The following is a 22,827-nucleotide window of genomic DNA, read 5'->3' on the forward strand; positions in this document are numbered from 1 at the left end:
CCCCCATGCGAATGAGGTTCTGAGGTGGACCGACCTCGAACGGAGGCGATGGTACGCCAGAGAGCGGCGGGAGCAAATAATTTCAGGGAGATAAGGGAAAAAAGAATCACCCCGCCCGGGCGCTGCGGCCCGGGCGGGGTGATTGGTGTGGGCGGGGGCCCGGGCCGAGGGATGGGCCCGTCTCAAAGCGGTGGTGCTTAGAAGTAGAAGGAGGCGTTGAGCCCCAGCGACTCCGAGCGCGCGCTTAAGCCGTCGGAGAAGGAGAGATCGTTGCCGAAACCATAGACGTTGTAGAGGTAGCGCAGGCCGAGCCCAAAGCTGTTGAAGCGAAGGTCGAGGCCGCCGCCCAGGCGTACCGCGCCGCCCAGGGCGGTTTCCTGGAGGATAGCGTCCTGATAGTGGTAGCCGCCCAGACCCGCCATCACGTAGGGCTCAAAGATGCCCAGCGAGGGCTGCAGCTTGAGATCGCCGCTGAGGCCCATCACGGCGATGTTGGTGCCGGAGACGCCCGGGTCGAAGGAGTAGCCACCCGCGTGGAAGCCCAACTCGAAGCCCAGCAGTTCACCGCGCACCCCCAGGCCCAGGTTGAATTCGTTGCCGGGCAGGGCGCTTTCCGAGAGCTGGTTGGCATCGAAGCCGCCTACGCCCAGTCCCAGCGTGAGGTAGCCGTCGAGAGGAGAGGCCGATGGTGAGCGCGGTGAGGCCGGCTCGTTGTAGTGGCTTCGAGTGTCGCTGGCGGAGGTGTGGTGGATGTGGGTGGTGGAGCGCACCGAGGTTGTGTGCCGCGTGGAGTGTCGGGTGCGCACATGGGTGCGCGTGGTGCGTGTGGTGCCGGGGCGCGTGACCACACGAGGCTGGCCGACCGGTCGCGCGCCCGGCCGTGCTGCCGAGGGGCGCGGACTGGTGGAGCGCGGGCGAGTGGTGCGGGTTGTGCGTCTCTCACTGCGATCGCGTTGTCCCTCACTGCGATCGCGTTGTCTCTCACTGCGATCGTTGCGCGAGCGACGGCGGTCGCTTCGTGATTCCCTCCGCTCATTGCGATCGCGGCGCTGCATCCGATGAGAGCGAGGCGCATCCTCATCCCGCGACTCCCCAAGGATGCTACCGGGGCCAGCCTGGGCCTCGCCGATCACGCTGATGTGAGCCAGGGGCACGCTGAGCATGAGCGCCAGGGCGAAGGTCATTGGCTTTAGCAGGGTCGCGTTCATGGGGAAGCTCCAGGTAAGTGCGTCGTCTCATCGTCATCGCCCATGGGGCGCTTGAGTCATGCCCGCGCTACTGAGGTGGCATCATGCTCGAGAGTACTGACGTGGGGTCCTGCGGAGTATTCAAGAAAGGTGGGGCGTTGGGTGTGGCGGAAAACGCGAGACTTGCGCGTGTCTGTGTAGAAGTGTAGGTGGGCCCCCGCCCCCGGTGCAAATACCGTAGTCGGGCGAGAAAATACGGTGCCGGGCAAAAACTTGGCACGACGCTCTTTGCGTCGACAATGGCGATGAATCTTTTGAAGGGGTCTTCCGTCCCCTTCTTGACGCTGGTGAGTCATTATGCCATACCACCGCAGTTTCAAGCGGGCCCTGTTGGCCGGCTTGGTTGCTGGTCGAACTGAGGTTACCAGCGATGGTTGAGGGACGTATGTCGAATGCCAATTTGGACTTTCGCATGGTGGATGTAGCGAGCAAAGAGGGTGAGCGAGAGACGCAACGGTTGCGGGCGGTGCCCCAGCCTGCGGCTCGTATTGATGTCGCTCCCACCATTCAGGCGCTGACCCCTTACGAGGCGGTGAGCAGCCAGGCGGCCATTGAGGCGCAACCCGATCATCGCACGGTGTTCAAGCTCGACTGGAACGAGTCGACGATTGAGCCCAGCCCGCGGGTGACGGCTGCGATTGCGCAATACCTGACCCACGGTCGGGGGCTGAACTGGTATCCGCGCCTGGGAAGCGTCGAGTTGCTCGACGCGCTGGCCGAGTACACCGGCGTAAGCACCGACTCGCTGCTCGTGACCAACGGCAGCGACGACGCCTTGCACTTGATCTGCTCGACGTATCTGGATCGGGGCGATGACGTGGTCATTCCCGTGCCCACCTACAATCACTTCATGGTGTTTGCGCAGAGCCGCGGCGCCAACGTGATCACGGTGCGCGGAGAAAACGCGTTTGATCCCAACCTGGAGGGCATCCGGGCTCAGATGACGCGTCGCACACGTCTGCTCTACCTGGTCAGCCCCAACAATCCGACCGGGATGGTCTTCGATCCGGAAGTCGTGGCGGCGTTCTGCCGTGATTTCCCCGAGACGATCGTCATGTTGGATGAAGCCTACTTCGAGTTCAGCCAGGTCACCGGCGTGAACCTGGTACGTGAGTTCGACAACCTGATCGTGACCCGGACTTTCTCCAAAGCTTTTGGGCTGGCGGGGCTTCGAGTGGGGTATCTGGCGGCGTCGCCAGCTCTGGTCGATGGTTTGCGTCGGATCTACAACCCCAAGAGCGTCAATTCGCTCGGGCAGATCGGCGCGATTGCTGCGCTGGGCGACCTCGACTATCTCAACGCCTTCCTCGATGAAGTGCGTGAGTCCAAGCGGCTGCTCGGCGAGTTCTTTGAGGCCCGCGGGGTTGAGGCGTACATCACCTCTGCAAATTTTGTGGTGGTGCGTGTGGGCGATATCGCTGGCACCCTCGAAGCGCTGGAGTCGCGCGGCGTGTATGTGCGTGACCGTTCCAGCTACCCGGGGCTGGAGGGCTGCCTGCGCATGAGCGTGGGCACCGTGGAGCAGACCGAACGCCTTCTTGAGCGCATCGACGATCTCTTCTGACCAGCTCGTGCCAGACGATGCGTCTGGCCGATATGTGTTTTAAAGAAAGAAAGCGCGGCCCCGTAAAGGGGTCGCGCTTTTTTTGTGTTTCGAGCCGGTGGCGCGCCCCCGAAGGGGGCGCGTAGCGGCGTTGATCAGCTCCTGAGTAGGTCGGGATCGATCTGGACCTCGGAGGGGTGGGTGATAGCGACGATCATTTTCGCCGGATCGAGGTAGGTCTCGATGACGTGGTTGAGATCTTCGGCGCTCAGCGCGCTGAGTCGGTCGCCGTAGTCGAGCGAGCGGCGGTAGCCCAGACGGTAGAGCTCATCAAGTCCAAAGGTCATCGCGCGGGCGCTGTTGCGTTGCAGGCCGATGTCGTGGTTGCCGATGAGGTAGCGTTTGGCGCGCGCGATTTCATCGTCAGTGGGCGGCTCGGTGCGCAGGCGTTCGATCTGCTCGCGGATGCCCAACACTGCCTGTTCGATCTTCTCGGGGCTTGTGCCAATGCGCACAGTGAAGGCGCTGGCGTCCAGGCCCACGATCGCGCTGGCAAACACGCTGTAGGCCAGACTCTGGCGGTCGCGAAGCTCATAGAAGAGGCGGCCGCCCTGGCCTGAGAGCACCGCGTCGATGAGTTCAAGCGCGTCTGCCTCCGGGGTGCCGAGCAGCGGAGCGGGGAAGCCGGCGATGATGTGGGCCTGCTCTTTTTCGAGCGGTAGACTCACAAGCATGGGGCGCTCAACGGTGGGGGCAGGCGCAATCGCGGGCATGTTCACCGAGGGGCTATGCGGGCGCACAAAATAGCGCTCGACCAGCGCCACGGTGTGGTCGATGTCGACATCGCCGACCACCGAGATCACCAGCTGGCCAGGATTGCGACGTTCTGCCAGGTAGTCGCGGAGCTGTTGTGCGGTGAGCTGACTCAAGCTCTCTTCGGTGCCCAGGATGGGGTAGGCGTAGGGGTGATCGCCAAAAAAGGTTCGGGCGAAGAGCTCGTAGTTGACCGCGCCGGGCTGATCCTGGCGAGCGCGCAGCTTCTGAAGCTGAAGTTTACGCACCCGCTCAAACTCCTCATCGGGGAGGGTGGCACCGTTGAGCACGTCGGCGAAGATGTCGAAGCAGCGATCAAAGAAGCGAGTCAGCCCGGTCATGCCCAGGCCAAAGGAGTTGCGTCCGGCGAGCCCGCCGATGGAGGCGGCCATCGACTCGACCTCTCGGGCCAGGGCCAGCGAGCTGCGTTCCTCGGTGCCCTCGGTGAGCAGCTCGGCCAGGATCTGGTTGAGGCCGGTGCTCTCGGGCGTCTCGTAGCGCAGGCCCCCCAGGGTGAGTGCGCGCATCGAGAAGGTCTCCACGCTGCGATCGACCTGCACAATGAGCGTGGGACCGTCGGGGATTTCCAGGCGCACAAAGCCCTCTTCGTCGGCGCTGGCGCCAGCGTCGACGATCTCGCGTTGCACCCGGGCGTGAGCCTCTTCGGCGCTTTTGACGAGCGCTTCCTGGCTGACTGCCGGCTCGCTGCCGGGGCTGAGCAGAGCTACGGAGGTGTTTTCGAGGCGCAGGTAGGTCGTAGCCACGCGCTGCACGTCGGCAGGGGTGACCTGGCGCAGGCGCTGGTAGTAGAGCTGCTCGAAGTCCGGATCGCCGGCGACCATCTGGTAGTGGCCGATCTTCATGGCCAGCCCCTCGATGGTTTGCTTGCCGTAGATGGCCTGGCTCTCCAGAAGCGTGCGGGCGCGCTCGACGTCCACCTGATTCGGTACGACCTCGCCGAAGCGGTAGGTCTCTTCGAGCACGCGTTTGAGCACGTGGGCCGGGGCGGTTTCGGTGCGCTCGGCATCGAGTTGGAAGTCGGCGCCGATAAAGAAGAGCCCGGCTTCGCGAGGGCTGTAGGCGCTGGCGTAGATGGCGTTAACCAGCTCTTCTTCGCGCTCAATGACGCGGTAGAGGTGGGCGGCGTCACCGTAGCCCAGGATGATGCTGAGCACGTCGAGCGCGGGAATGTCTTCGTGGGCGGCCTCCGGGATGTGGAAGGCCACGCGCAGGTGGTTTTGCTGAATATCACGCTGGCGCGCGCTCGCCCGCACGCCTTCTTGCACAGGTTCGGAGGGGCGGACCACGGCGCTGTAGTCGGGGCCCTTAAAGTCTCCGAAGTAGCGATCCACAAGCGCCTTCGCTTCTTCGATCTCAAAGTCGCCAGCGAGCACTACGGCCATGTTGGAGGGCACGTAGTGCTTTTTGAAAAAGGCGTGGACGGCATCGCGATCAAAGGAGTCCACCGATTCCGAAGTGCCGATTACGGGAAGGCGGTAGGGGTGGGTGGTGTAGGCGGTTTCAAAGAGCTGCTGGGTGGCCACGCGGGAGGGGTTGTCTTCGCCGCGTTTGATCTCTTCCTGAATGACCTCCAGCTCGCGTCCGAGCTCCTCGGCGTCAAACGAGGAGTTGCGGATGGCGTCGGAGAGGATGTCGAGGCCCGTCTCCATGAAGCGGCTGCTCATGACGACGTAGTAGCAGGTTTGATCGAAGGAGGTGAACGCGTTGATGTGGCCTCCGGCCGACTCGATCTCTCGGGCCAGTTCGCCCACGCCGCGGCGCTCGGTGCCTTTGAAGAGCATGTGTTCGTGCACGTGGGCCAGGCCTGCTTCAAAGGGCTCTTCGTCGGCGCTGCCTACGCCCACCCACACGTTGCAAGCAACCACGGGCGCGGTGGCGGTGGGCTGGAGAAGGACGGTCAGGCCGTTGTCGAGGGTATATCGGGTAAGTTCCACCGGGAGGCTCCTGAAAGTAGAGGGCGCGTACATACGCCGTGAGCTATCGTTGCTGCCGTGTCTGCTTCGTTGAGGGCATCCCGGGCTGCGTTGCAAAGCCTCGACGATGCCAGAGCAGCGCCTGCGATTTGCGTCGTAGCCGTGCCGCCCTCAACGTCGCAGCCATCGTCATCACCATCTGCTCAAGGCGTCATGACAGAAAGGGGCGCGAAAGCCTGCAAGTTCTAATCACGATGTCCGTCGGTGGCAATCATGCTCCGGCGGTGGGGGCCGGGGAGCCGCCCGGGGCGTTGTCGGAGGGGCGCCCCCCGGGGTGGCCCCACTTATGGGGTGGGGTATTGGGCGCTGCGGCGCAGGCGTTCGCGTAGCCGTTGCTGGCGCTCGCGTTCGGCCTGGCGCTCCTGACGGTAGCGTTCACGCTCGAGTTCGACGCGGGCCTCGGGCCAGCTGATGACGTAGGGGGCCAGCGCAGCGGCCTGGGCGGGGGTTAAGTAGTTGTAGTCAACCAGGCGTTGGCCGATTTCGGCGGTGCGTTCAATCCACCAGCCTCCCTCCGGGGTACGGGTGCGGCGAATAAGGCGCGGGCCCTCCCAGGGGGCGGGCTTGAGGTTGGCCAGGAAGATGGCTTCGAGCGGGGTGAGTTCGCGGGCGTCTTTCTCAAAGTAGAAGCGGGCCGCCGGACCGATGCCGTAGACGTCGGGGGCAAACTCGATGACGTTGAGGTAGAGCTCAAGCACCCGTTCTTTGGGGACGATTTCGTCGATGCGCCAGCCGATGAGGACTTCCTGAATCTTGCGCGAGAGGGTTTTGTCGCGGGTGAGGAAGAGGTTTTTGACCAGCTGCTGTGTGAGGGTTGAGCCGCCGTAGACGTAGCGTGAGCGCGAGATGTTCATGCGGAGCGCCCGGTTGATCAGCGCGGTGGAGAGGGCGCGGTTGGAGTAGAAGAGCATGTCTTCGCTCAAGTACATCGCACCGCCTACATAGCCGGGGAGTTCATCCAGCGGGACGTAACTCGAGGTGCCCGGGCCGACGCGGATGTTGGCGTCTTCGCTGACGCCCTCTTCGACCTTTTTAATGAAGGGGCCGTTGAGCCAGCCTACGTCGCGGCGGTAGCGGTGCCAGTCGGGGAGGGGGGCGTCCTCGGTGGGTTGGGGTGTTGGGCCAAAGAGTAAAAAGTCTCCGACGAGTTCGTGACGTGCTGGCGGCACGCTCTCGGGGACGGGGTTGTCGTCGGGGCGCGCGATCAAGGTGCGGCGCGCGGGGAAGATGCGGGCGCGGTCCATATTAAAGGCGACCTGGGCGCGTTTGGCGTAGGGGATGCGCAGACCGGTGAAGCGGCAGGGCGCCTCTTCGAAGCCGCTGATACGCACGCGAACCTTTGCGAGTTCTTCGGCGAGGATGAGGTCGAGGGCGGGAGTGACATCGCCTTCGATTCGCGCGTTGGCGACGACGCCGAGCAGGGCTTCGGGGACGGCACCCAGAAGGCTCTGGCAGGCGATCTCGCGGGGAGATGAGAGTTTCAGGCTCAGCGCGCGTTCTCCGGGCATTAAGTCGAGGGAGGCGTCGAGGCGAGCGTCGACGCCGCGGAAGCTCACCCGGGCATTTTCGGTGGAGAGGGCGGGGCGGTCGATGTTGAGCCAGCCCAGGCCGTGGGCGTCGAGGTTGAGTCCTTCGAGGCGCTCGTCGGCCAGGGCTTCGGTGTCGATCCAGCCCTCCGAGAGCGAGAGGGCTGCGCGAAGGGTGTAGCCACGCTCCAGTTCCAGGGCGTCGGGGAGGGCGTCGAAGCCGGCGATCGCTTCCACAAAGACATCAAACTTGCCTCCATACTCACCTCGGAAGCCGCGTCGCGGCAGGGTGCGTTGGGTGGTCAGGCCGGGGAGCGCATCAAGGCTGACCCCTTCGAGGTGCACGCGGGCATAGCGCGGCAGGAGCGAAGCGGGGTGCAGGATGAGTTGTGCCAGTGCGCGGCCACGTTCGGAGTCGGCAAACGCGTCGAGCTGGCCCTGGTGCCAGCGCAGCGTGGCGTTTTGCAGGAGTGTCTGGGGTGTGGCGTCGCCGGTGACGTCGGCGTCGGCGGGCGGCGGCAGCTCGATGGCGCCATCGCTGGCAAGGAGCTCGGTGGCCCAGGCCGCAGCGCGCAGAAGGTCGATAAGGCCGCCGCGACGTGTCTCCGGGGTTGCGCTCGCGTCTGGTCCCCCGGCGTCGGTTTCCCCTTGAGAGGCGCGCAGCAGCGTGACGCGCGGGCGCTCCAGGCTGGCGAGTAGAGGCGTTGTGGAGCCCGGGCTCAGACGCAGGACGGGCAGCTCGGCGCGGGCTGCAAGGGGCCCGCGCGAGAGGGTGGCTTCGACCTCGTTTAAGGTCAGGGTCTGTGAGCTCCCGTCGAGAGAGATCTGCGCGACATGGACGGTGGAGCCTGCGGGGCCGGCCAGCTGAAGGGCTGGCGCGTTGGTGCTTCCGGCATCGAGACGAGCCTCGCGACGCGCTGGTGAGAGTGTTCCGGTAATGGGTAGGGCTGCGTCTTTGGCGAAGGAGCGCAGCAGCAGGGGAAGTTCGCTTGTAGCGCTCACCTCCCAGCTGTCGCCGTGGCTTTTGAGCGCGATGTCAGTGAGCGTGACTGAGAACGCGGGGTAGGCGTCGCCGGCATCCAGTGAGATCTGGTCGACCGCGACGTCGGGCAGGTTTTTTAGCAGATGCGCCACGCGGGGGTCGGCGCTCAAGGCCGTTGTGGCGTCGGCGGTGGCGTTGGGCGACGGGCGGCTCTCTGCCGACGAGCTAAGCGAGCTCAGACGCTTCTGGAGCCATCTGCGAAGAGCCCCCGGGTCGTCGATCGTGAGCGCGGCATTGCGCACCTGCAGGGAGGTGAGCTCCGGCGTTTTGGTGAGTAAGGAGAAGGGGCGAGCCTTCAGGGTGGCCTCTGTGGCCTGGAAGCGGCTTGCCAGGGCCTGGTGTTCGAGCCGGACATCGCGCAGAGTGACGCGACCGGTCCAGCTTAGCTCAAGCGCGCTCCATGAGGCCGTGGCTCCGGCGCGAGCCAGAGTGGCGGGAAGCGCGCGCTCGATCATGGGCACGGCCAGGCGCGGCAAGAAGAGCGCGCTGCCGAGCAGAGTGGCAACCAGAAGCGACAGGGTAATAAGGGTGATACGGCGTCTCAAGGGCTCTCCTGCCCATCCTGCAGTCCAACGTGCGGGCCTTCGTTGGCCCGATTAGCCCCAACCCCCCCTGTGTTGTCAACGATTGGAGGTTGGAATTCACGAGGTATTACGAAGCGGCTACTGAGTTGCCGTGCGCACGAGGGGTGTTCGAGCGTGCGTCGACGTGTCGGTCGGCCAGGAGCCATGCGGTCGCGCATGCAGCGGGGAGTTGCCAAAACAAAAGAGGTGAGTACGCGCGTGCATCAAGGTGTTTTCGGGTTAAGGTCGAGGTGTACGCGCGTGCAGCGAGGTTTTTGGAGGTTGAACACGTGTCGCTCGCGCGCGGGTTGGGATTGCGGCGAGTGAGAGGATGGTTGAGCGCTTGTCGAGCGAGGTGTTTTGGGGTTGAGGGGGGGGGCGAACCTGCGCTGAACGCGCTGGTTTCGCAATGGAGGGGGGCTCAGCGTGTGACCAAGTCGACTTCAAACCAAACATCGCTCGCCCATCACGTGATCGCGGGTGTGGCAAACCAACGACTGCTCGACCAACACCGGGTTACGCGTCTCCGCGCGGCGGAGAGAGGAGAGCAGAAGCGATGGGTGCGTGCTTCAATCTCGGGAAGGGTCGAAGAGCAGTTGATCTGACGCGTTTCAGAGCGAACACGAGGAGCTCAGCAGCTGAACTGGCGAGTTTCATGTTGAATGAGGGCCGATCAGGCGCACGGGATAAGGTCGTTCGCCAGAATGATCAGCCGGAGCGCGGCGAGTGGGGTAGCATGTCTCCTCCTTCCCTCCCAAGGGGCGGGGAGCGGGCGAGCGGGCTCGCTCGCCTTGACGCCCGGGGGCCCCGCAGTGAAGGTTAGGCAGAATTTTCAGGGTCGAAGCTTGACGCAAAGGACAACGGCCCTTCGCACGAAGCAGTCGAGGACGTATGCGAGGACGCTGGCCAAACCAAGAGATGCTGTTGCACCCCCGACGTCGTCGCCGGCGCGGGAGGCCCTGGTTAACGGGGTTGCTGGTGCTGCTGGCCGTGGGGGCGTTGGTTTATATGGTCGTTGGTGGCGAGGATGAGCCCGACGAGCAGGAACTTGTTCGGGGGCTGGCCTTTGCCGAGGCGTACATGCGGGTCAACAGCGCGGTTGCACTCTCGCAGGCGACGCTGACCAGCGGTGCTGCTGAGACGATTTTAGCCGAAAAGGCCGAAGAGGCCGCGCTTAGTGCGAGCTTCACCGAGGGGCAGGCTGCGGTGATTGCGGGGGAAATCAAGCCAAACCAGTCGGTCTTTGTGAGTCTGCAGGCGCGTAATATCTCGGCCGGTGCGATTCATGAGGTGGTCACGGCCACCGAGAAGGAGTTCGATTTTCGGCGCAGCCGCCCCGGCGATCAGTGGCGGGTGGAAACGGATGGGAGCGGTAGCATTGTGGAGTTTCGCTACCAGACTTCTCCGGAAGACATCTGGGTGACCACGCGTCAGGACGACGGCACCTATGTGGCTGTCAAGCAGGAGGTTCCCATTGAGACGCGGCACGAGGCGGTGGCGGGCTCGATCGCGTCGAGCTTCTGGCTGGCGTTGGAAGCCACCGGAGAGAGCGGTGCGCTTGCGCATCGTTTTATGGAGATTTTTCAGTACACCATCGACTTCAACACCGAGACGCGCGCGGGGGATCACTTCGCGATGATTTTTGAGAAGGTCTATCTCGATGGAGACTTTCTGCGCTACGGGCGAGTCCTGGGTGCCAAATACATGGGGGAGCGCGGCACGTACTGGGCGTTTTACGATGAGGAGCGTGGGGAGGAGCCAGGGTACTATGATGAAGAGGGAGAGAGCTTGCAGCGGCAGTTTTTGCGCAGCCCGCTTCCCTTTACGCGGGTGACCAGCCGATATGGTCGGCGAGTGCACCCGGTGCTTGGTGGAACGCGTATGCATAACGGGGTGGATTATGGGGCTCCGATCGGTACACCGGTGCAGGCGGTAGCGGATGGCACGGTTGTCTTTGCGGGACGAGCCGGTGGTTACGGCAATCTTATTAAGATTCGACATAGCGGCGGGTTTGAGACGCGTTTTGCGCACCTCAACAACTTTGCACGCGGGATTCGCGCGGGGGTTCGGGTAACTCGCGGCCAGCTTGTGGCCAAGAGCGGCAACACCGGGCGCTCCACCGGCCCGCACCTCCACTACGAGATGCTGCAGAACGGTCGGCATATCGATCCCCTGAGCGTGGATACGGCGCGCGGTGAGGCTCTGAAGGGCGGGTCGCTGGCGTCGTTTAAGAGCGATATCGTGGTGCCCTGGCGGGCCAGGCTCACCGAGGCGTTGCGCGAGGCAGCCCCCCGTGCGTTGGCCCAGCGTGAGGCAGCCAGCGGTCCGGATGAGCAGCTCGACACGATTCAGACCGAACCCTGAGCCGAAGTTTCACATCTCTTTCTTTGACCTGATAGACCGACGAGAGCCCCATGGCCGCAAGTGCCCCCCGTGAAGAGCGTCCCAACCTGGCTGTGCGAGTGCTCGAGAAGATCGCCGCTGCCGGCAACCGTCTGCCCGATCCGCTGACCCTCTTTGTGATTATGGCAGGGTTGGTGGTGGTGGCCTCGGCGATCTTTGCCGGTGCCAGCGCCGAGGTACGGCAGCCCTCCGGTGAATTAAGCACGCAGACGGTGCAGAGTCTTCTGAGCTGGGAGGGCATCCGGTGGATGTTTTTGAGCGCCATTGACAACTTCATGGGCTTTGCGCCCCTGGGGCCGGTGCTCACAGTGATGATCGGGATCGGGGTGGCCGAGCGCACCGGCTTTATTACGATGGGCCTGCGGGTGCTGGTGGCCTCGGTGCCCAAAAGTATGATCACGGCCACGCTGGTCTTTGCGTGCGTGATGAGCTCGATGGTGGCGGATGCGGGTTATGTGGTGCTTACGCCGCTGGGGGCGCTGCTTTTTGCGGGGCTCGGGCGCCACCCGATTGCGGGGTTGGCTGCAGCGTACGCCGGGGTCTCTGGCGGGTTTAGCGCCAACCTGCTGATTACCGGTCTCGACCCGATGCTCGCCAGGCTGACGGGTCAGGCGGCGGCGACGTTGAACCCGGACTATGCGGTCAATGCCACGGCCAACTACTATTTTCTGGTGGTCTCGACGCTTCTGGTCACCGCGGTGTGTACCTGGGTGACCACGAAGATCGTCGAGCCGATGCTCGGGGAGTGGAACCCCTCTCAGGCCAGCGACGAATACAGCGGGGATGAGCAGGCCGAGGTGCCCGGCGAGAAGGAGCGTCGCGCGTTCTTCATCGCGTTGGGCGTGGGGGCGGTGGTGGCTGCCGGTATTGCCTGTCTGGGCATCTGGTCGGGGTCGCCGCTGCGCGATCCGGTGGAGCCGGGGGGCCTGGCAGTTGACGCGCTGCACTCCTACTTTGAGGCGGTGGAGGTGCTTATCGCGCTGCTCTTCATCTTCCCGGGGATTGTCTACGGGGTGGTGATGAAGTCGATCAAAAGCGACAAAGATGTGGCGAAGATGGCCAGTGATACCATGGGCACGATGGGGGCGTATGTGGTGCTGGCCTTTGTGGCCGGGCAGTTCGTGGCCTACTTCAACTGGACGAGCCTGGGAGCGATCACGGCGGTGCGCGGTGCCGAGGGGCTGGAGGCGATCGGTCTGACGGGCATGCCGCTCCTGCTGGCCTTTTTGGTGGTCTCGGCGGCGATGAACCTCTTTGTGGGCAGCGCCAGCGCGAAGTGGGCGTTTATGGCGCCGATCTTTGTGCCGATGATGATGATGATGGGCTTTAGCCCCGAGGTGGTGCAGGCGGCCTACCGAGTGGGGGACTCGATCACCAATATCATCACGCCGCTGATGCCTTATCTGCCGATCATCATCGTGTTTGCGCAGCGTTATGTGAAAGACATCAAGATCGGCACGATCCTCACCACGATGCTTCCTTACTCCGTGGCGCTGGGGATCACCTGGACGATCTTGCTGATCGTCTGGGTGCAATTTGAGTTGCCGCTGGGACCGGGGGTCACCTCGACTTACGTGATGCCGGGTGGCTGAGGGTCGCGGCTTCGTTCAGAAGCGGGATAACACTGTATGAAAAAAGCGCGCCGGCAGGCGCGCTTTTTTTTGTGGTGTGTTGCCTCCAGGGCGGGCCTGGCGTCGTGCGATGGCGTCAGCGTACCTGCTGGGTCAGAAGCTCGCGGGCGGCGTCGCGGGTGGTGGTTGTGACCCGGGCGCCGCCGAGCATGCGCGCGATCTCCTCGATGCGCTCCTCGTCGCTTAAGGGGCGGATGATGGACTGGGTGCGTTCCTCGACGAGCATCTTCTCGACCAGGTAGTGGTGATCGCTGCGCGAGGCAATCGAGGCGAGGTGAGTGATGCAGAGGACCTGGTGATCGCGGGAGGCGTTCTGAATTTTCTGGCCGACCACATCGGCGGTGGCGCCACCGATGCCTGTGTCGACCTCATCGAAGACGTAGGTGTCGATGGAGTCTCGTTCGGCGAGCACCGTCTTGATGGCCAGCATGATACGGGAGAGTTCGCCGCCGCTGGCGATTTTGGCCATGGGGCGGGGCTCTTCGCCGACGTTGGGGGCGAGCAGGAATTCGAGGCGGTCGAATCCGCGTGCGTCGAGCGTGATGCTCTCGTCAGCCTCGGAGGCCTGGGCCGGCGGAAGCTCTTCGGGGCTGAAGTTGGGGACAAATTGGGTGCGGGCCATGTTGAGATCGCCGAGCTCAGCCTCGACGCGGCGGCGAAGCTCGATGGCGGCCTCGCGTCGCGCCAGGCTGAGCTTACGAGCGATGACCCAGGCTTTCTGGCGGGTCTTCTCCAGGCGGGCTTCGAGCTCCTGGCCGTGTTCCTCGGCGTTGTCGAGGCGGTGGAGCTCCTCGCGCATGAGCGCGGCGTTTTTGAGGATGGCGGGGATGTCGTGGCCGTACTTGCGACGAAGTTTCTTGATGACTTCCAGGCGCTCGATGACGCTGTCGAGGCGGTTCGGGTCGTTGTCGACGTCGAGGTCATGATCCTGGAGGTCGCGGGCGGCCTCTTCGGCGGCGATACGGGCCTCTTCGAGGCGTTGGGCCAGGGATTCCAGGCGCGGATCGTACTGGGAGGCGCGCTTCAGTGCGTCGACGGCCTCACCGAGGCGCTCCACGGCCGAGTCGTTGTCAGCGTAGGTGTGACGCACGGCGCTTCGGACGGCGTCGTTGATCTTCTCGGCATAACGCAGGCGGTCGACTTCGCCCTCGAGCTCCTCTTCTTCGCCGGGTTCAAGCTCAGCGGCGTCGATTTCAACGAGCTGAAAGCGCAAAAAGTCGGCGCGGTGGAGGCGGTCACGCACGTTTTCGCGCATCGCCTTGAGCTCGCGGCGGATGGCGTTAACCTCGCGGTAGGCCTCGCTCATCTGTTCGACGTCGCCGCTTAAGTTGGCAAAGGCGTCGAGCAGGCCAATATGCTCTTCGGGGCGCAGCAGGCTGTAATGTTCGTGCTGCCCGCTGATGTCGACCAGGCCGCGGGCGATCTCCGCGAGGTTGGTGACGGTGGTGAGGCTGCCGTTGATGAAGACCTTGTTGCGCCCGGCGCGGCTGACAATCCGGCGGATAATCAGCTGGCCTTCAAACTCAATGCCCTGCTCGCCGAGGCGTTCGCGTAGCCGTTCGGCTGTTACTTTGCCGGGCTCAAAGACGCCCTGAACAACGGCTTCGTCTTCATCGGTGCGAATCACCTCGGTGGTGGCGCGCCCGCCGAGAAGCAGGTTGAGGGCGTCGATGATGATGGATTTACCAGCGCCCGTTTCCCCGGTGAGCACGGTGAAACCTGAGCGCACCGGGATCTCCAGGTGTTCGATGATGGCGAAGTTGCGAATGACGAGGTGGGTGAGCATGGTCAAGCCCCCGAGAACATTGAGAGAGCGCCCGAAGCTGGGCACACGAATCATGGAGTCAAAAGAAATAACCCTGAAGCGCTCTTCCTGCGCATAAGTTCAGGAAATAAACGTTCCGGGTTCAGGTTTCAACCCGAGTGAGCGCAATTTCGTTTCGCAGGCCGATTGAGATGAGGATGAGGCGCGAGAAAACGACCGAGAGGACCAGGCCATGAACGAGCACAAGGATGTGGAGGGCGGGCAGGTGATCGATCCGAAGCAGTGGCTGGAAGTGCGGGTGGAGTCGTTGATTGAGCGGGAGCGTCACGAGGATGCCGTCAGCTACCTGCGGCGACTCTTTGAAGGGCTGGAGGAGGCCGAGGCGCGCAGTCGCTGCGCGACCTTTCTGGGGTACCTCTACCTTGTGGAAGATGATGTGGAGCGCTCCCAGGAGTGGTTGGAGCGGGCCCGGGAGTTTGATCCGGACGATCCCCATCTGAGCTATGCGCTGGGGCATGTGGCGATGGTCAGGGGGGCGCCCTGGCGAGCGGCGCTGCGCTTTCTGGAAGCCTTTGTGGAGGCGGAGGAGGCGCATGATGCCGCGGAGTTTTTGCGAAGTGCGGCGCTGGCGGTGCGCGCCGGCGGGCAGAGCGCGCCGGCGGTGAGCATGCTGCTCGGCGCGCTGGATCGTGACCTGGGCAACCCCTGGATCCTGGATGGGCTGGCGCGCGTCTACCAGGACGATGAGCGCTGGCTGGAGAGTTTGGATGCCCTCAAGCGTCTTGGTGAAGTGGTGCGCTCGGCGACGAGCTCGCTGACGGTAAGGCGCTCGCCATCGGCCCGATATCTGCTTCGGGAGCGGCTGATCCGGCGCTCGGTAGAGGTGGGCGATGTTGTGGAGCGGGCCCGGGAGATCAATAAGAAGTTGCGCCGTCAGTTCGAGGTGGTGCTCGATGGCAGTCAGCGCCGTGGGCCGACGGGACTTGCGCCGCTTCGTTTTCCGCAGGCGCTGGGACATCTCCTTGATGTGCTTGGCGCTGAGGAGCGGGGGCTGGAGCTGACGGAGACGGCGCTGAGGCTTTGGGCGCAGGCCAGCCATGAGCGTTTCGGGGATTATCTGGGGGCGGAGAGCCTGGCGGCGGCCGTGCACGTGCTGGTGGAGCGGTTGCACTGGCGCAAGGGGTCAACGCCCTCGGCGATCGCCCGGGCTCATGGTTGCGATGAAGATCGGGTGGGGCCGGCTGCGCGGGTGGTCGCCGGCAAATTGGCGTTGCAGCTCTTTGATACGCGCCAGCTCTACGGGGAGCTTCGCCCCGGGGAACGCACGCGATTTGAGGCGTTGAGTCGTGCGTTGCTCTTTGGCGAGGGGCTCAGTCAGGCGCGCTCCACGGGGCATAGTCTGGGAGGCAGATGATGCGCCGAGCCGATATGGTGCTGCTCGATCTGGATGGGACGGTCATCGGGCCCGATGGGACGGTCGCCAGGGAGGTCTGGGAGGCGGCCGATCGCGCGCGCGAGGCAGGTGTGCGCATCGCGGTTTGTACCGGGCGTGCGGCCTGCGGAGTGGCGCTGGAGGTGGCCCAACGCCTGGACCCGGGTGCGCCCCATATCTTTCATAACGGCGCCTTGATGCTCATGGGTGATGAGGTGCTGCATTGTGAGGAGCTGCCCGCCGAGCCGCTGCGGGCGGTGGTGGAGCACGCCCGCCACCACACGCTGAGGGTGGAACTTTATACCACGCACGACATCTTCGTGGATGGCATCTGCGAGCGTTGCGCGCACCATGCCGAGGTGTTGGGTCAGAAGGTCGTGGAGCGTGATCTTATGGAGGTGTTGCGGTCGGAGCGTGTGGTGCGCGCCCACTGGATCGTGGCGCCGGAGGATATCGATCGGGCGATCGCCCTTGAGCTTGCTGGCTGTGAGGTAGGCCAGGCGTCGTCACCGGCGCTTCCCGAGAGCCTCTTTGCCAGCGTGACTCGCCGGGGCGTCTCCAAAGGCAGCGCCGCCCGGAGGGCGGCGCTGCGCCTCGGCGTCGATCTTCGGCGCACGATGGCGGTGGGCGACAGTCCGGGGGATCTTCCGATGTTGGACGTAGTGGGCCTGCCCCGGGTGATGGCCGACGGTCACCCCGAGCTTGTCGCGCGCTATGCGAGTGTGCCCGGAGTGGATGCGCACGGCGCGGTGCGCGCCCTGGAGGAGGCCGCAGGGCTGATGCGCTGAGGTGTCCCGGTGTCCCGCGGATTAGAAGCGCAGCCCCAGCCCGCCCACCCAATCCAGGCCGCCGCGCGAGACACCGTCATCCTGGGTGTAGACCGTGCCATTGCTGTCGCGGAAGGTGATGGTGTTGTAGCCAAACTCCATCAAAAAGCGCGCCTCGCCAAAGAGGAAGAAACCGCTATCCTCATTGACGGTAAAGCGTGCCCCGAAGAGTGGGCCGAGCAAGAAGGTCGTCTCGCTGAAGTTGCCCTGGGCCGGATCGCCGTCGACGCTGAGCGTGAAGCTGTAGAAGGAGGGGCCCGCGGTGAACCCCGCGTAGGTGTCGAGCTGGGGAAGTTCGACGGCTTTGGCGATCGCGTCGAAATGCAGCGTGGCGCGGGCCAGCGGGTTGACGTACCAGGCGCTGACGTTGAGCGGGGTCAGAGCGGTGACTCCTGCGCAGAGCAGGCACCAGCCCAGGTTGACCGTACCGCCAAGTCCCAGGGTCAGGCCCTCGCCAAGGGGAATCAGCCCCAGGTCGGCACCGGGCTCAAGGAAGAGGTAGAGCCCGCTGCTCAATCCCCCGGAGATGGTCACGTCCAGCGTGCCCAGGCCAAAGCCCAGATCGGGGGTGTCGGTGATGGCGACATCCCCCTCGGGCGCGAGCACTGACTCGGAAGACGTCGGAGCTGGTGAGTGTGGCTCCTGGGCGGTGGCGGTGCCGGCGAAGAGAAGCAGCATTGTGGCGAGTGCGGCGATCATGAGGGTGATGTGGCGCATCGAAGTTTCCCCTGGAAAATGAACCATCAGCAAGCGTGGTGAGCCCGGTAAGAGGCTCAACCTCAAAGGACAGAGTGAAGTAAAGGGGAGGTTAGCCGGACGCCGGGCCAAGTCAATGGTCGAGCGACGAGGAGCGTGTGTGTGGAGGCGTCGTGCGTGAACAAAAAAAGCCCGCCCCACCTTGGGAGGTGGGGCGGGCTCTTGTGTTTACGCACGACCTCAGGAGGGCGTGATTCGAATCGAACGCTGGCACTGTCGCGCAGCGGTTGCTCCGCCAGGGACGCTGGCAGCGCTTTAGTGCTTCCGCGGGCCGATATCTTCCATGACGTCGCCGGAGACATCGTCATCGTCGTCGTTGACGCTCGGGCTAACGCTCGGGGGTTCGGGCTGATCGCGGGCCTCGCGCGCCGGGTCGTCGGCAGCATCCGAGGCCGTTGCCTCTTCGGGCGGAAGCGTCTCGCCGACCACCTGACGGTAGAGGTAGCGCGCGCCCAGTGAGGCACCCATCCCGGCGACGAGCGCGGCCGGGCCCATGGTGCCCGTGATCATGTAGGCGGCGAGTGTGCCGGCGGTGCCCGACGAGCTGGTTAAAAAGCCGCAGCCCGCCTCGGAGCCAGCGTGAATGACGGCCTGCTTGCCATCGATGCGTCCCTGATTCATCGCGCGCAGGGCGTTCATTCCGCCCAGCGCGCCGTCGACCACCGCGCCGGCTACGCCGGCTCGGCCGCAGATCAACGCCAGGTCTTTGATGGGCCCGGAGGTGATGACAAAGCGCGCGCTCTGCACCATCGGCGCGTGAGCGACCATGGAGGCGGTCTGTACGGCGCCCTGACGCGTGCTCACCACCGAGGTGCGCAGTGCTCGCAGCGATGCCTCACCGGTCGCGCGACGCGCCACCCGGCGCGCCTTTCGTCCCAGCAACTTCAGGCCCTTCTCTAAGCGATCAGCCATTCCTTCCTCGCGGCAACATGGTGGGGTCGAAGTGCGCCTGCGTGCTTGCATGCGCCCGGGCAAAGGTTATGCTCCACCCATCAATGTAAGCAACGCCTGTGACGCTGACAAATTCCCTCCCTTTCTATGGCGAGCCGCCTGGCGGCCGCCCCAATTTCCCGTGCTGGAGCGATGCGATGATCGTATTGCGCGATGTGCACACCGACGATCTCGACCAACTCGAGCGTCTGGCCCATCACCTCAACACCCTCAACTTACCGGCCTCCCGCGACAAACTCGCCGCGATCATCGAGGAGAGCCGGCTGAGTTTTGCCGGGGCGCTGCCTCATCATGAGCGCCAGTACGTGTTTGTGATGGAGGATGTGGCCGCAAGGCAGTTGATCGGCACCTCCATGATCATCGCTCAGCACGGTAGCTTCGAGCGACCCACGGTCTATTTTGAAGTGCGTCAGGAGCAGAAGTACTCGCAGACTCTGGCCAAGTACTTCGTGCACCAGGTCCTTCAGCTGACCTTTAACTACGACGGCCCCACCGAGATCGGCGGCCTGATCCTCGATCCCGCCTATCAGGGGCATCCAATGAAGTTGGGTAAGTTGCTCAGCTTTATGAGGTTTTTGTTTATTGGGAGGCATCGCGACTGGTTTCGCGAGGCGATCATCGCCGAGCTGCTTCCGGAGCTAAACCCCGATGGGACAAGCGATCTGTGGGAATGCCTGGGGGCCAACTTCACCGAGCTTGCGTATCGGGAGGCCGATCAGCTCAGCCGGCAAAACGTGGAGTTCATTCGCAGCCTCTTTCCGCAAACGCCGATCTACACCGCGCTCTTGCCCGAGCACGTGCGGGATAAGATCGGGGTGGTCGGCGGGCCGACGCGCCCGGTGGAGAAGATGCTGCGTTCGATCGGTTTTGAATGGGATCGCAGCATTGACCCCTTCGATGGCGGCCCCACCTTTGTGTGCCCTACGGACAGCTGCCGGTTGATTCAGCGCACGCATGAGGCGCACTTCGCTGGCACCTTTGACCAGGCGTCGCAGGCCGAGGGGGAACTTTTGGTGAGCGTGGAAGAACCCGGCGAGCGGGCGTTTGCGGCCACGATCGCGCGCTACCGCCGGGTGCCGCGTGGCTATGAGCTTTATCAGCCGGACGCCGCGTTGTTAGGCTTAACGCCTGACGCGTCGATCGGTGTGATGATTTTGAGCGGTGATGAAATTGAAGATGTCTGGCGAGGTCAGCGTGTGAAGCCGTCGGAGGTCCGCTAGATAGCGTCGCAGCAGTGGTTTCGTGGGGGGGATTGATGGTGGTTGGGAGTACCATGAGTGAAACAATCGCGGAGGCAGAGGCTTCCGCCATATGCCCGGGTGACGAGCTCGCCGGGCGCTATGTGTTGGGGCATCGGCTGGGGACCGGTGGATTTGGGGCGGTGTACGCGGCGCGTGATCGCCTGCTTGATGAGCAGGTGGCCGTCAAGATTCTCGATACCCGGGAGCCTGTCATCGAGCAGCGCCACGTCTGGCGCGAAGCGGCGATTTTACGCGTGCTTGATGTGCCCGGGGTGGTGCAACTTCGCGATGAGGGCATCCATCAGGGCCGCTACTTCCTGGTGATGAACTACATCGACGGGCGCCCCTTTCCCGGGGCCGGCGTCTATGGCTGGGAGGGGCTTGCGGTGCGGGTGCGCAGCCTGCTTAAGGTGCTTGCGCTGGTGCACAGTCAGGGGGTGGTCCACGGTGACCTGAAGCCGGGCAATGTGCTGGTTGACGAGGCCGGACGCGTCACGCTGCTCGACTTCGGTGTGGCCTCTTCCCAGGGCTTAAGCGTGCAGGCTGGCGGGGTGGTGCGGGGCACGCCGGTGTATCTGGCGCCGGAGCAGTGGCGCGGAGAGGCTCCCAGCCCGCAGAGTGACCTGTATTCGGTGGGGGTGATGATCTATGAGGCGCTCGTCGGTCAGCGCCCCTACCAGGCCGACTCGGTCTCGAAGTTGATGAAGGCGGTGCTGCTGGAGCCTTTGCCCGCCTGGGAGCCGCGGGTGCGCGGGGTGCCCGATGAGGTTGAGGCGCTGGTCTACCGTCTGCTGGCGCGTTTTGCCGAGCGTCGCCCGGCCAGCGCCCAGCACGCCCTCTCGATGTTTGCTGCCGGTCGCCAGCGCTACCAGGAGGTTGAGTGGCCGATGCTGGGGCGAGAGTCCGCCTTTGCAAAGGTGGAGCTGGCCATTGAGCAACGCCAACCTATCGATGTGGCGGGGCCGCCCGGCTCCGGGCGCTCGCGCCTGCTTGACGCTATCGAAGAGATCTACCGCGCCCGCGGTGATCGACCTGTGCTGCGCGTGGTTTCGGGGAGTCGTCCGCTGGAGAGCCTGTGGGCGTTTGGTACCTCCGACGTTCAGAGTGCGGGCGGGTTTGAGGAGGTTTCAGCGCTCGCGAAGCAGCGCGTTGGCGAGGTGTTGCAGGCGGGCGGGGTGGTCTTGGTCGATGACCTGGAGCAGGTCGACCGCTGGTCGCGCAAGGTACTCGATGCGGCGCGTTCGCTGGGGGCGATGGTGCGGGCGGTGAAGCCGCACCAGGCGGCGGCACCGCGGGTGGAGCTGGGCGATCTTACGCCTGTACAGCTGCAGGGGCTTTTTGTAGGCCACGAGGAGGTCTTCAGGCTTCGTAGTGGCGGCGCATACGAGCTGTGGCGACGCACGCTGGGCAGGCCCGCGCGGGTCGCCCAGGAACTCGACGATTGGATTCGTGTTGGCGTGGCCCGCGCGGTCGGCGCGCGCGTGCAGTTGGAGCCCGCCGCCCTCGGGAGGCTGCGCGCCGGCACCCGGGTGAGCGCCCAGCGCGAAGAGCTGGCCGCCCCCCTGCCTCCGCGCGGCCCCCGGCGTGATCTTCTGGCCTGGCTGAGCCTCGCCCATCCCTTGCGGGAGGCCCCGGTGCTGGCCGAGCTGATGAAACGACCGCTCTGGGAGGTTGAGGCCGAGATCGAGGTCCTGGTTCAGGAGGGGCTTCTCCCCGAGGAGAGGCAGAGCGATGTGATTGTGCCGCTTTTTGATGCGCTCTTTGCCGACTGGAAACTCGACGATCGACGCGATGCTCATAAAAAGATCGCCGGGGCACTGCCCGCCGGACATCCTCAGCGCTTTTTTCACCTGGTGCAGGCCGGAGAGTCGGCACACGCGGCCGAAGAAGCCTGCCTGCGCGCCCAGAACCTCGACCGCGACGGGGAGCTCGGTCGGGCCATTGCCCTGCTTGAGGAGGGCTGGGCAGCCCTGCGCCTGAGCCCCGATGAGCGCGGACCCCAGCGCGATCGCCTGCTGCTGACCTGGGCGAAGATCGCCCTCTCCAATGGCTCACCGCGCGAACTGGAGCGTTTCCTCGCTGCGATGGAGCGTGCCGGTGAGCCCGATGCGCACCGCCGCAGCATCGAGAAGCTGGTGCGCGCAGCCATCCTGAGCATGCAGGTTCAGGGGCCTACAGCCCTGGCCACCATGGACGAGGTCGCGCCGCTTGATGACCCTGAGCTGGAGCTTCGCCGCCAGCGCTTTCGTCTGCAGGCCTCCTGGGGGTGCGAACGCGAGGTCGGTCAGCGGGTCATGGCTGAGATCGAAGCCTGGGCCAGCGGGCATAGCTGCGGAGAGATACAGGGTACGGTTCGCGGTTGGATGGGGCTGATGTTTTACCGCCAGGCGCGCTTTGAAGACGCCGCTCGCCTGCACACCGAAGCGGCGCGACTGAAAACGCGTGTCAGCGCTCGCCTCTCCTCGGCCCTCAACGCTGCAACCTCACTCCTGGAGTGCGGTGAGTTGGAGAGCGCCGAGCATCTGATTCTCAAAGCTCGAACGTTGGCTGAACGCCGCCACCAGCCCGTGTACGTGGTGCGTTCCCGTATCTTGCAACGGCGCCTGGATTACCGTCGCGATCACCCCGGCGCCCCGGATGAGGCGTTCATTGCAGCGTCGCGAGAGCTGGCGTTGCCCGAACTCGATGGCCTGCTGGGCCTTGTTGAGGCGGCGATGGCCTTCCGCATGAATGAACATGAAACCGCGCGCACTATGGCGATGGCCAGCTACCAGGCCTGGAGCCGCACCGGAAATGTCTGGGGAGCGAAGCTGGCCCTGGCGCTGGCGGTTCGCTGCGGTCGCCAGGTCGACTGGATTGAACTGGCCGAATTGATGGAGAGCGCCACGACCTGTCACCTGACCAGTATCGGTGCGCAGATTGTCGGTCTTCTTGTGCCTGTCGTCGATGGGGTGCCCGACGAGGCGCAGCGGTACGTGAGGCAACTCGCTGACACCCTGACCCCGGAGCAGCTTCGGGCGCGCCGCGAGGTCTTGAGCGTTCAAGAAGCACTCGACGCGCTCAACCTCGAATGTTGAGCGCGTCGACTGTGGT

13 protein-coding genes are annotated in these 22,827 nt (G+C 64.4%); 7 read left to right on the top strand and 6 right to left on the bottom strand.

What is annotated here, in order from left to right; all coding sequences use genetic code 11:
* Positions 1-197 precede the first annotated feature (197 nt).
* A complete protein-coding gene (locus EA187_RS12250; protein WP_127780426.1) occupies positions 198-1,208 on the bottom strand; it encodes a porin family protein in 1,011 nt (336 codons plus the stop codon).
* A 424-nt stretch (positions 1,209-1,632) separates the two neighbouring features.
* Here EA187_RS12250 and hisC point away from each other — a divergent pair, with 424 nt between their 5' ends.
* Entirely contained in the window at positions 1,633-2,811 is a 1,179-nt protein-coding gene (gene hisC / locus EA187_RS12255) for a histidinol-phosphate transaminase (RefSeq protein ID WP_164856230.1), read from the top strand.
* Positions 2,812-2,945: 134 nt separating this feature from the next.
* On the opposite strand, the gene EA187_RS12260 is transcribed toward hisC, so the two are convergent.
* A complete protein-coding gene (locus EA187_RS12260; protein ID WP_164856231.1) occupies positions 2,946-5,558 on the bottom strand; it encodes a M16 family metallopeptidase in 2,613 nt (870 codons plus the stop codon).
* Between the two features lie 323 nt (positions 5,559-5,881).
* Positions 5,882-8,710, bottom strand: a complete 2,829-nt coding sequence (locus EA187_RS12265) for a biosynthetic peptidoglycan transglycosylase (RefSeq protein WP_127780429.1) — start codon at positions 8,708-8,710, stop codon at positions 5,882-5,884.
* Positions 8,711-9,652: 942 nt separating this feature from the next.
* On the opposite strand from EA187_RS12265, the gene EA187_RS12270 reads away from it, so the two are divergent.
* Complete coding sequence (locus EA187_RS12270; RefSeq protein ID WP_164856232.1) at positions 9,653-11,092, top strand: M23 family metallopeptidase; 1,440 nt, start codon at positions 9,653-9,655, stop codon at positions 11,090-11,092.
* A gap of 50 nt (positions 11,093-11,142) precedes the next feature.
* Entirely contained in the window at positions 11,143-12,723 is a 1,581-nt protein-coding gene (locus tag EA187_RS12275; protein WP_127780430.1) for an AbgT family transporter, read from the top strand.
* Positions 12,724-12,838: 115 nt separating this feature from the next.
* On the opposite strand, the gene recN is transcribed toward EA187_RS12275, so the two are convergent.
* Positions 12,839-14,548, bottom strand: coding sequence for a DNA repair protein RecN (recN, locus tag EA187_RS12280; protein WP_164856233.1), 1,710 nt, complete (start codon positions 14,546-14,548; stop codon positions 12,839-12,841).
* A 211-nt stretch (positions 14,549-14,759) separates the two neighbouring features.
* Between recN and EA187_RS12285 the strand changes: the two genes are divergently transcribed.
* Both EA187_RS12285 and EA187_RS12290 read left to right on the top strand, forming a co-directional pair.
* Positions 14,760-15,941 carry a tetratricopeptide repeat protein gene (locus EA187_RS12285; protein ID WP_115604980.1) on the top strand — a complete coding sequence of 394 codons (1,182 nt, stop codon included), beginning with the start codon at positions 14,760-14,762 and terminating at the stop codon, positions 15,939-15,941.
* Entirely contained in the window at positions 15,938-16,747 is an 810-nt protein-coding gene (locus EA187_RS12290; RefSeq protein WP_127780431.1) for an HAD family hydrolase, read from the top strand. The genes EA187_RS12285 and EA187_RS12290 overlap by 4 nt, the downstream gene beginning before the upstream one ends.
* 21 nt (positions 16,748-16,768) lie before the next feature.
* On the opposite strand, the gene EA187_RS12295 is transcribed toward EA187_RS12290, so the two are convergent.
* Together EA187_RS12295 and EA187_RS12300 are read right to left on the bottom strand one after the other, a co-directional pair.
* On the bottom strand, positions 16,769-17,503 hold the full coding sequence (locus tag EA187_RS12295) for a hypothetical protein (RefSeq protein WP_127780432.1): 735 nt from the start codon (positions 17,501-17,503) through the stop codon (positions 16,769-16,771).
* A 294-nt stretch (positions 17,504-17,797) separates the two neighbouring features.
* Positions 17,798-18,454, bottom strand: a complete 657-nt coding sequence (locus EA187_RS12300) for a hypothetical protein (RefSeq protein WP_127780433.1) — start codon at positions 18,452-18,454, stop codon at positions 17,798-17,800.
* 176 nt (positions 18,455-18,630) lie between these two features.
* Here EA187_RS12300 and EA187_RS12305 point away from each other — a divergent pair, with 176 nt between their 5' ends.
* Complete coding sequence (locus EA187_RS12305) at positions 18,631-19,713, top strand: arginine N-succinyltransferase (protein ID WP_127780434.1); 1,083 nt, start codon at positions 18,631-18,633, stop codon at positions 19,711-19,713.
* A 53-nt stretch (positions 19,714-19,766) separates the two neighbouring features.
* Complete coding sequence (locus tag EA187_RS12310; protein ID WP_164856234.1) at positions 19,767-22,811, top strand: serine/threonine-protein kinase; 3,045 nt, start codon at positions 19,767-19,769, stop codon at positions 22,809-22,811.
* The last annotated feature ends 16 nt before the right edge of the window (positions 22,812-22,827 follow it).

It is taken from the genome of Lujinxingia sediminis (assembly GCF_004005565.1).
GTDB classification, from domain to species: Bacteria; Myxococcota_A; Bradymonadia; order Bradymonadales; family Bradymonadaceae; genus Lujinxingia; species Lujinxingia sediminis.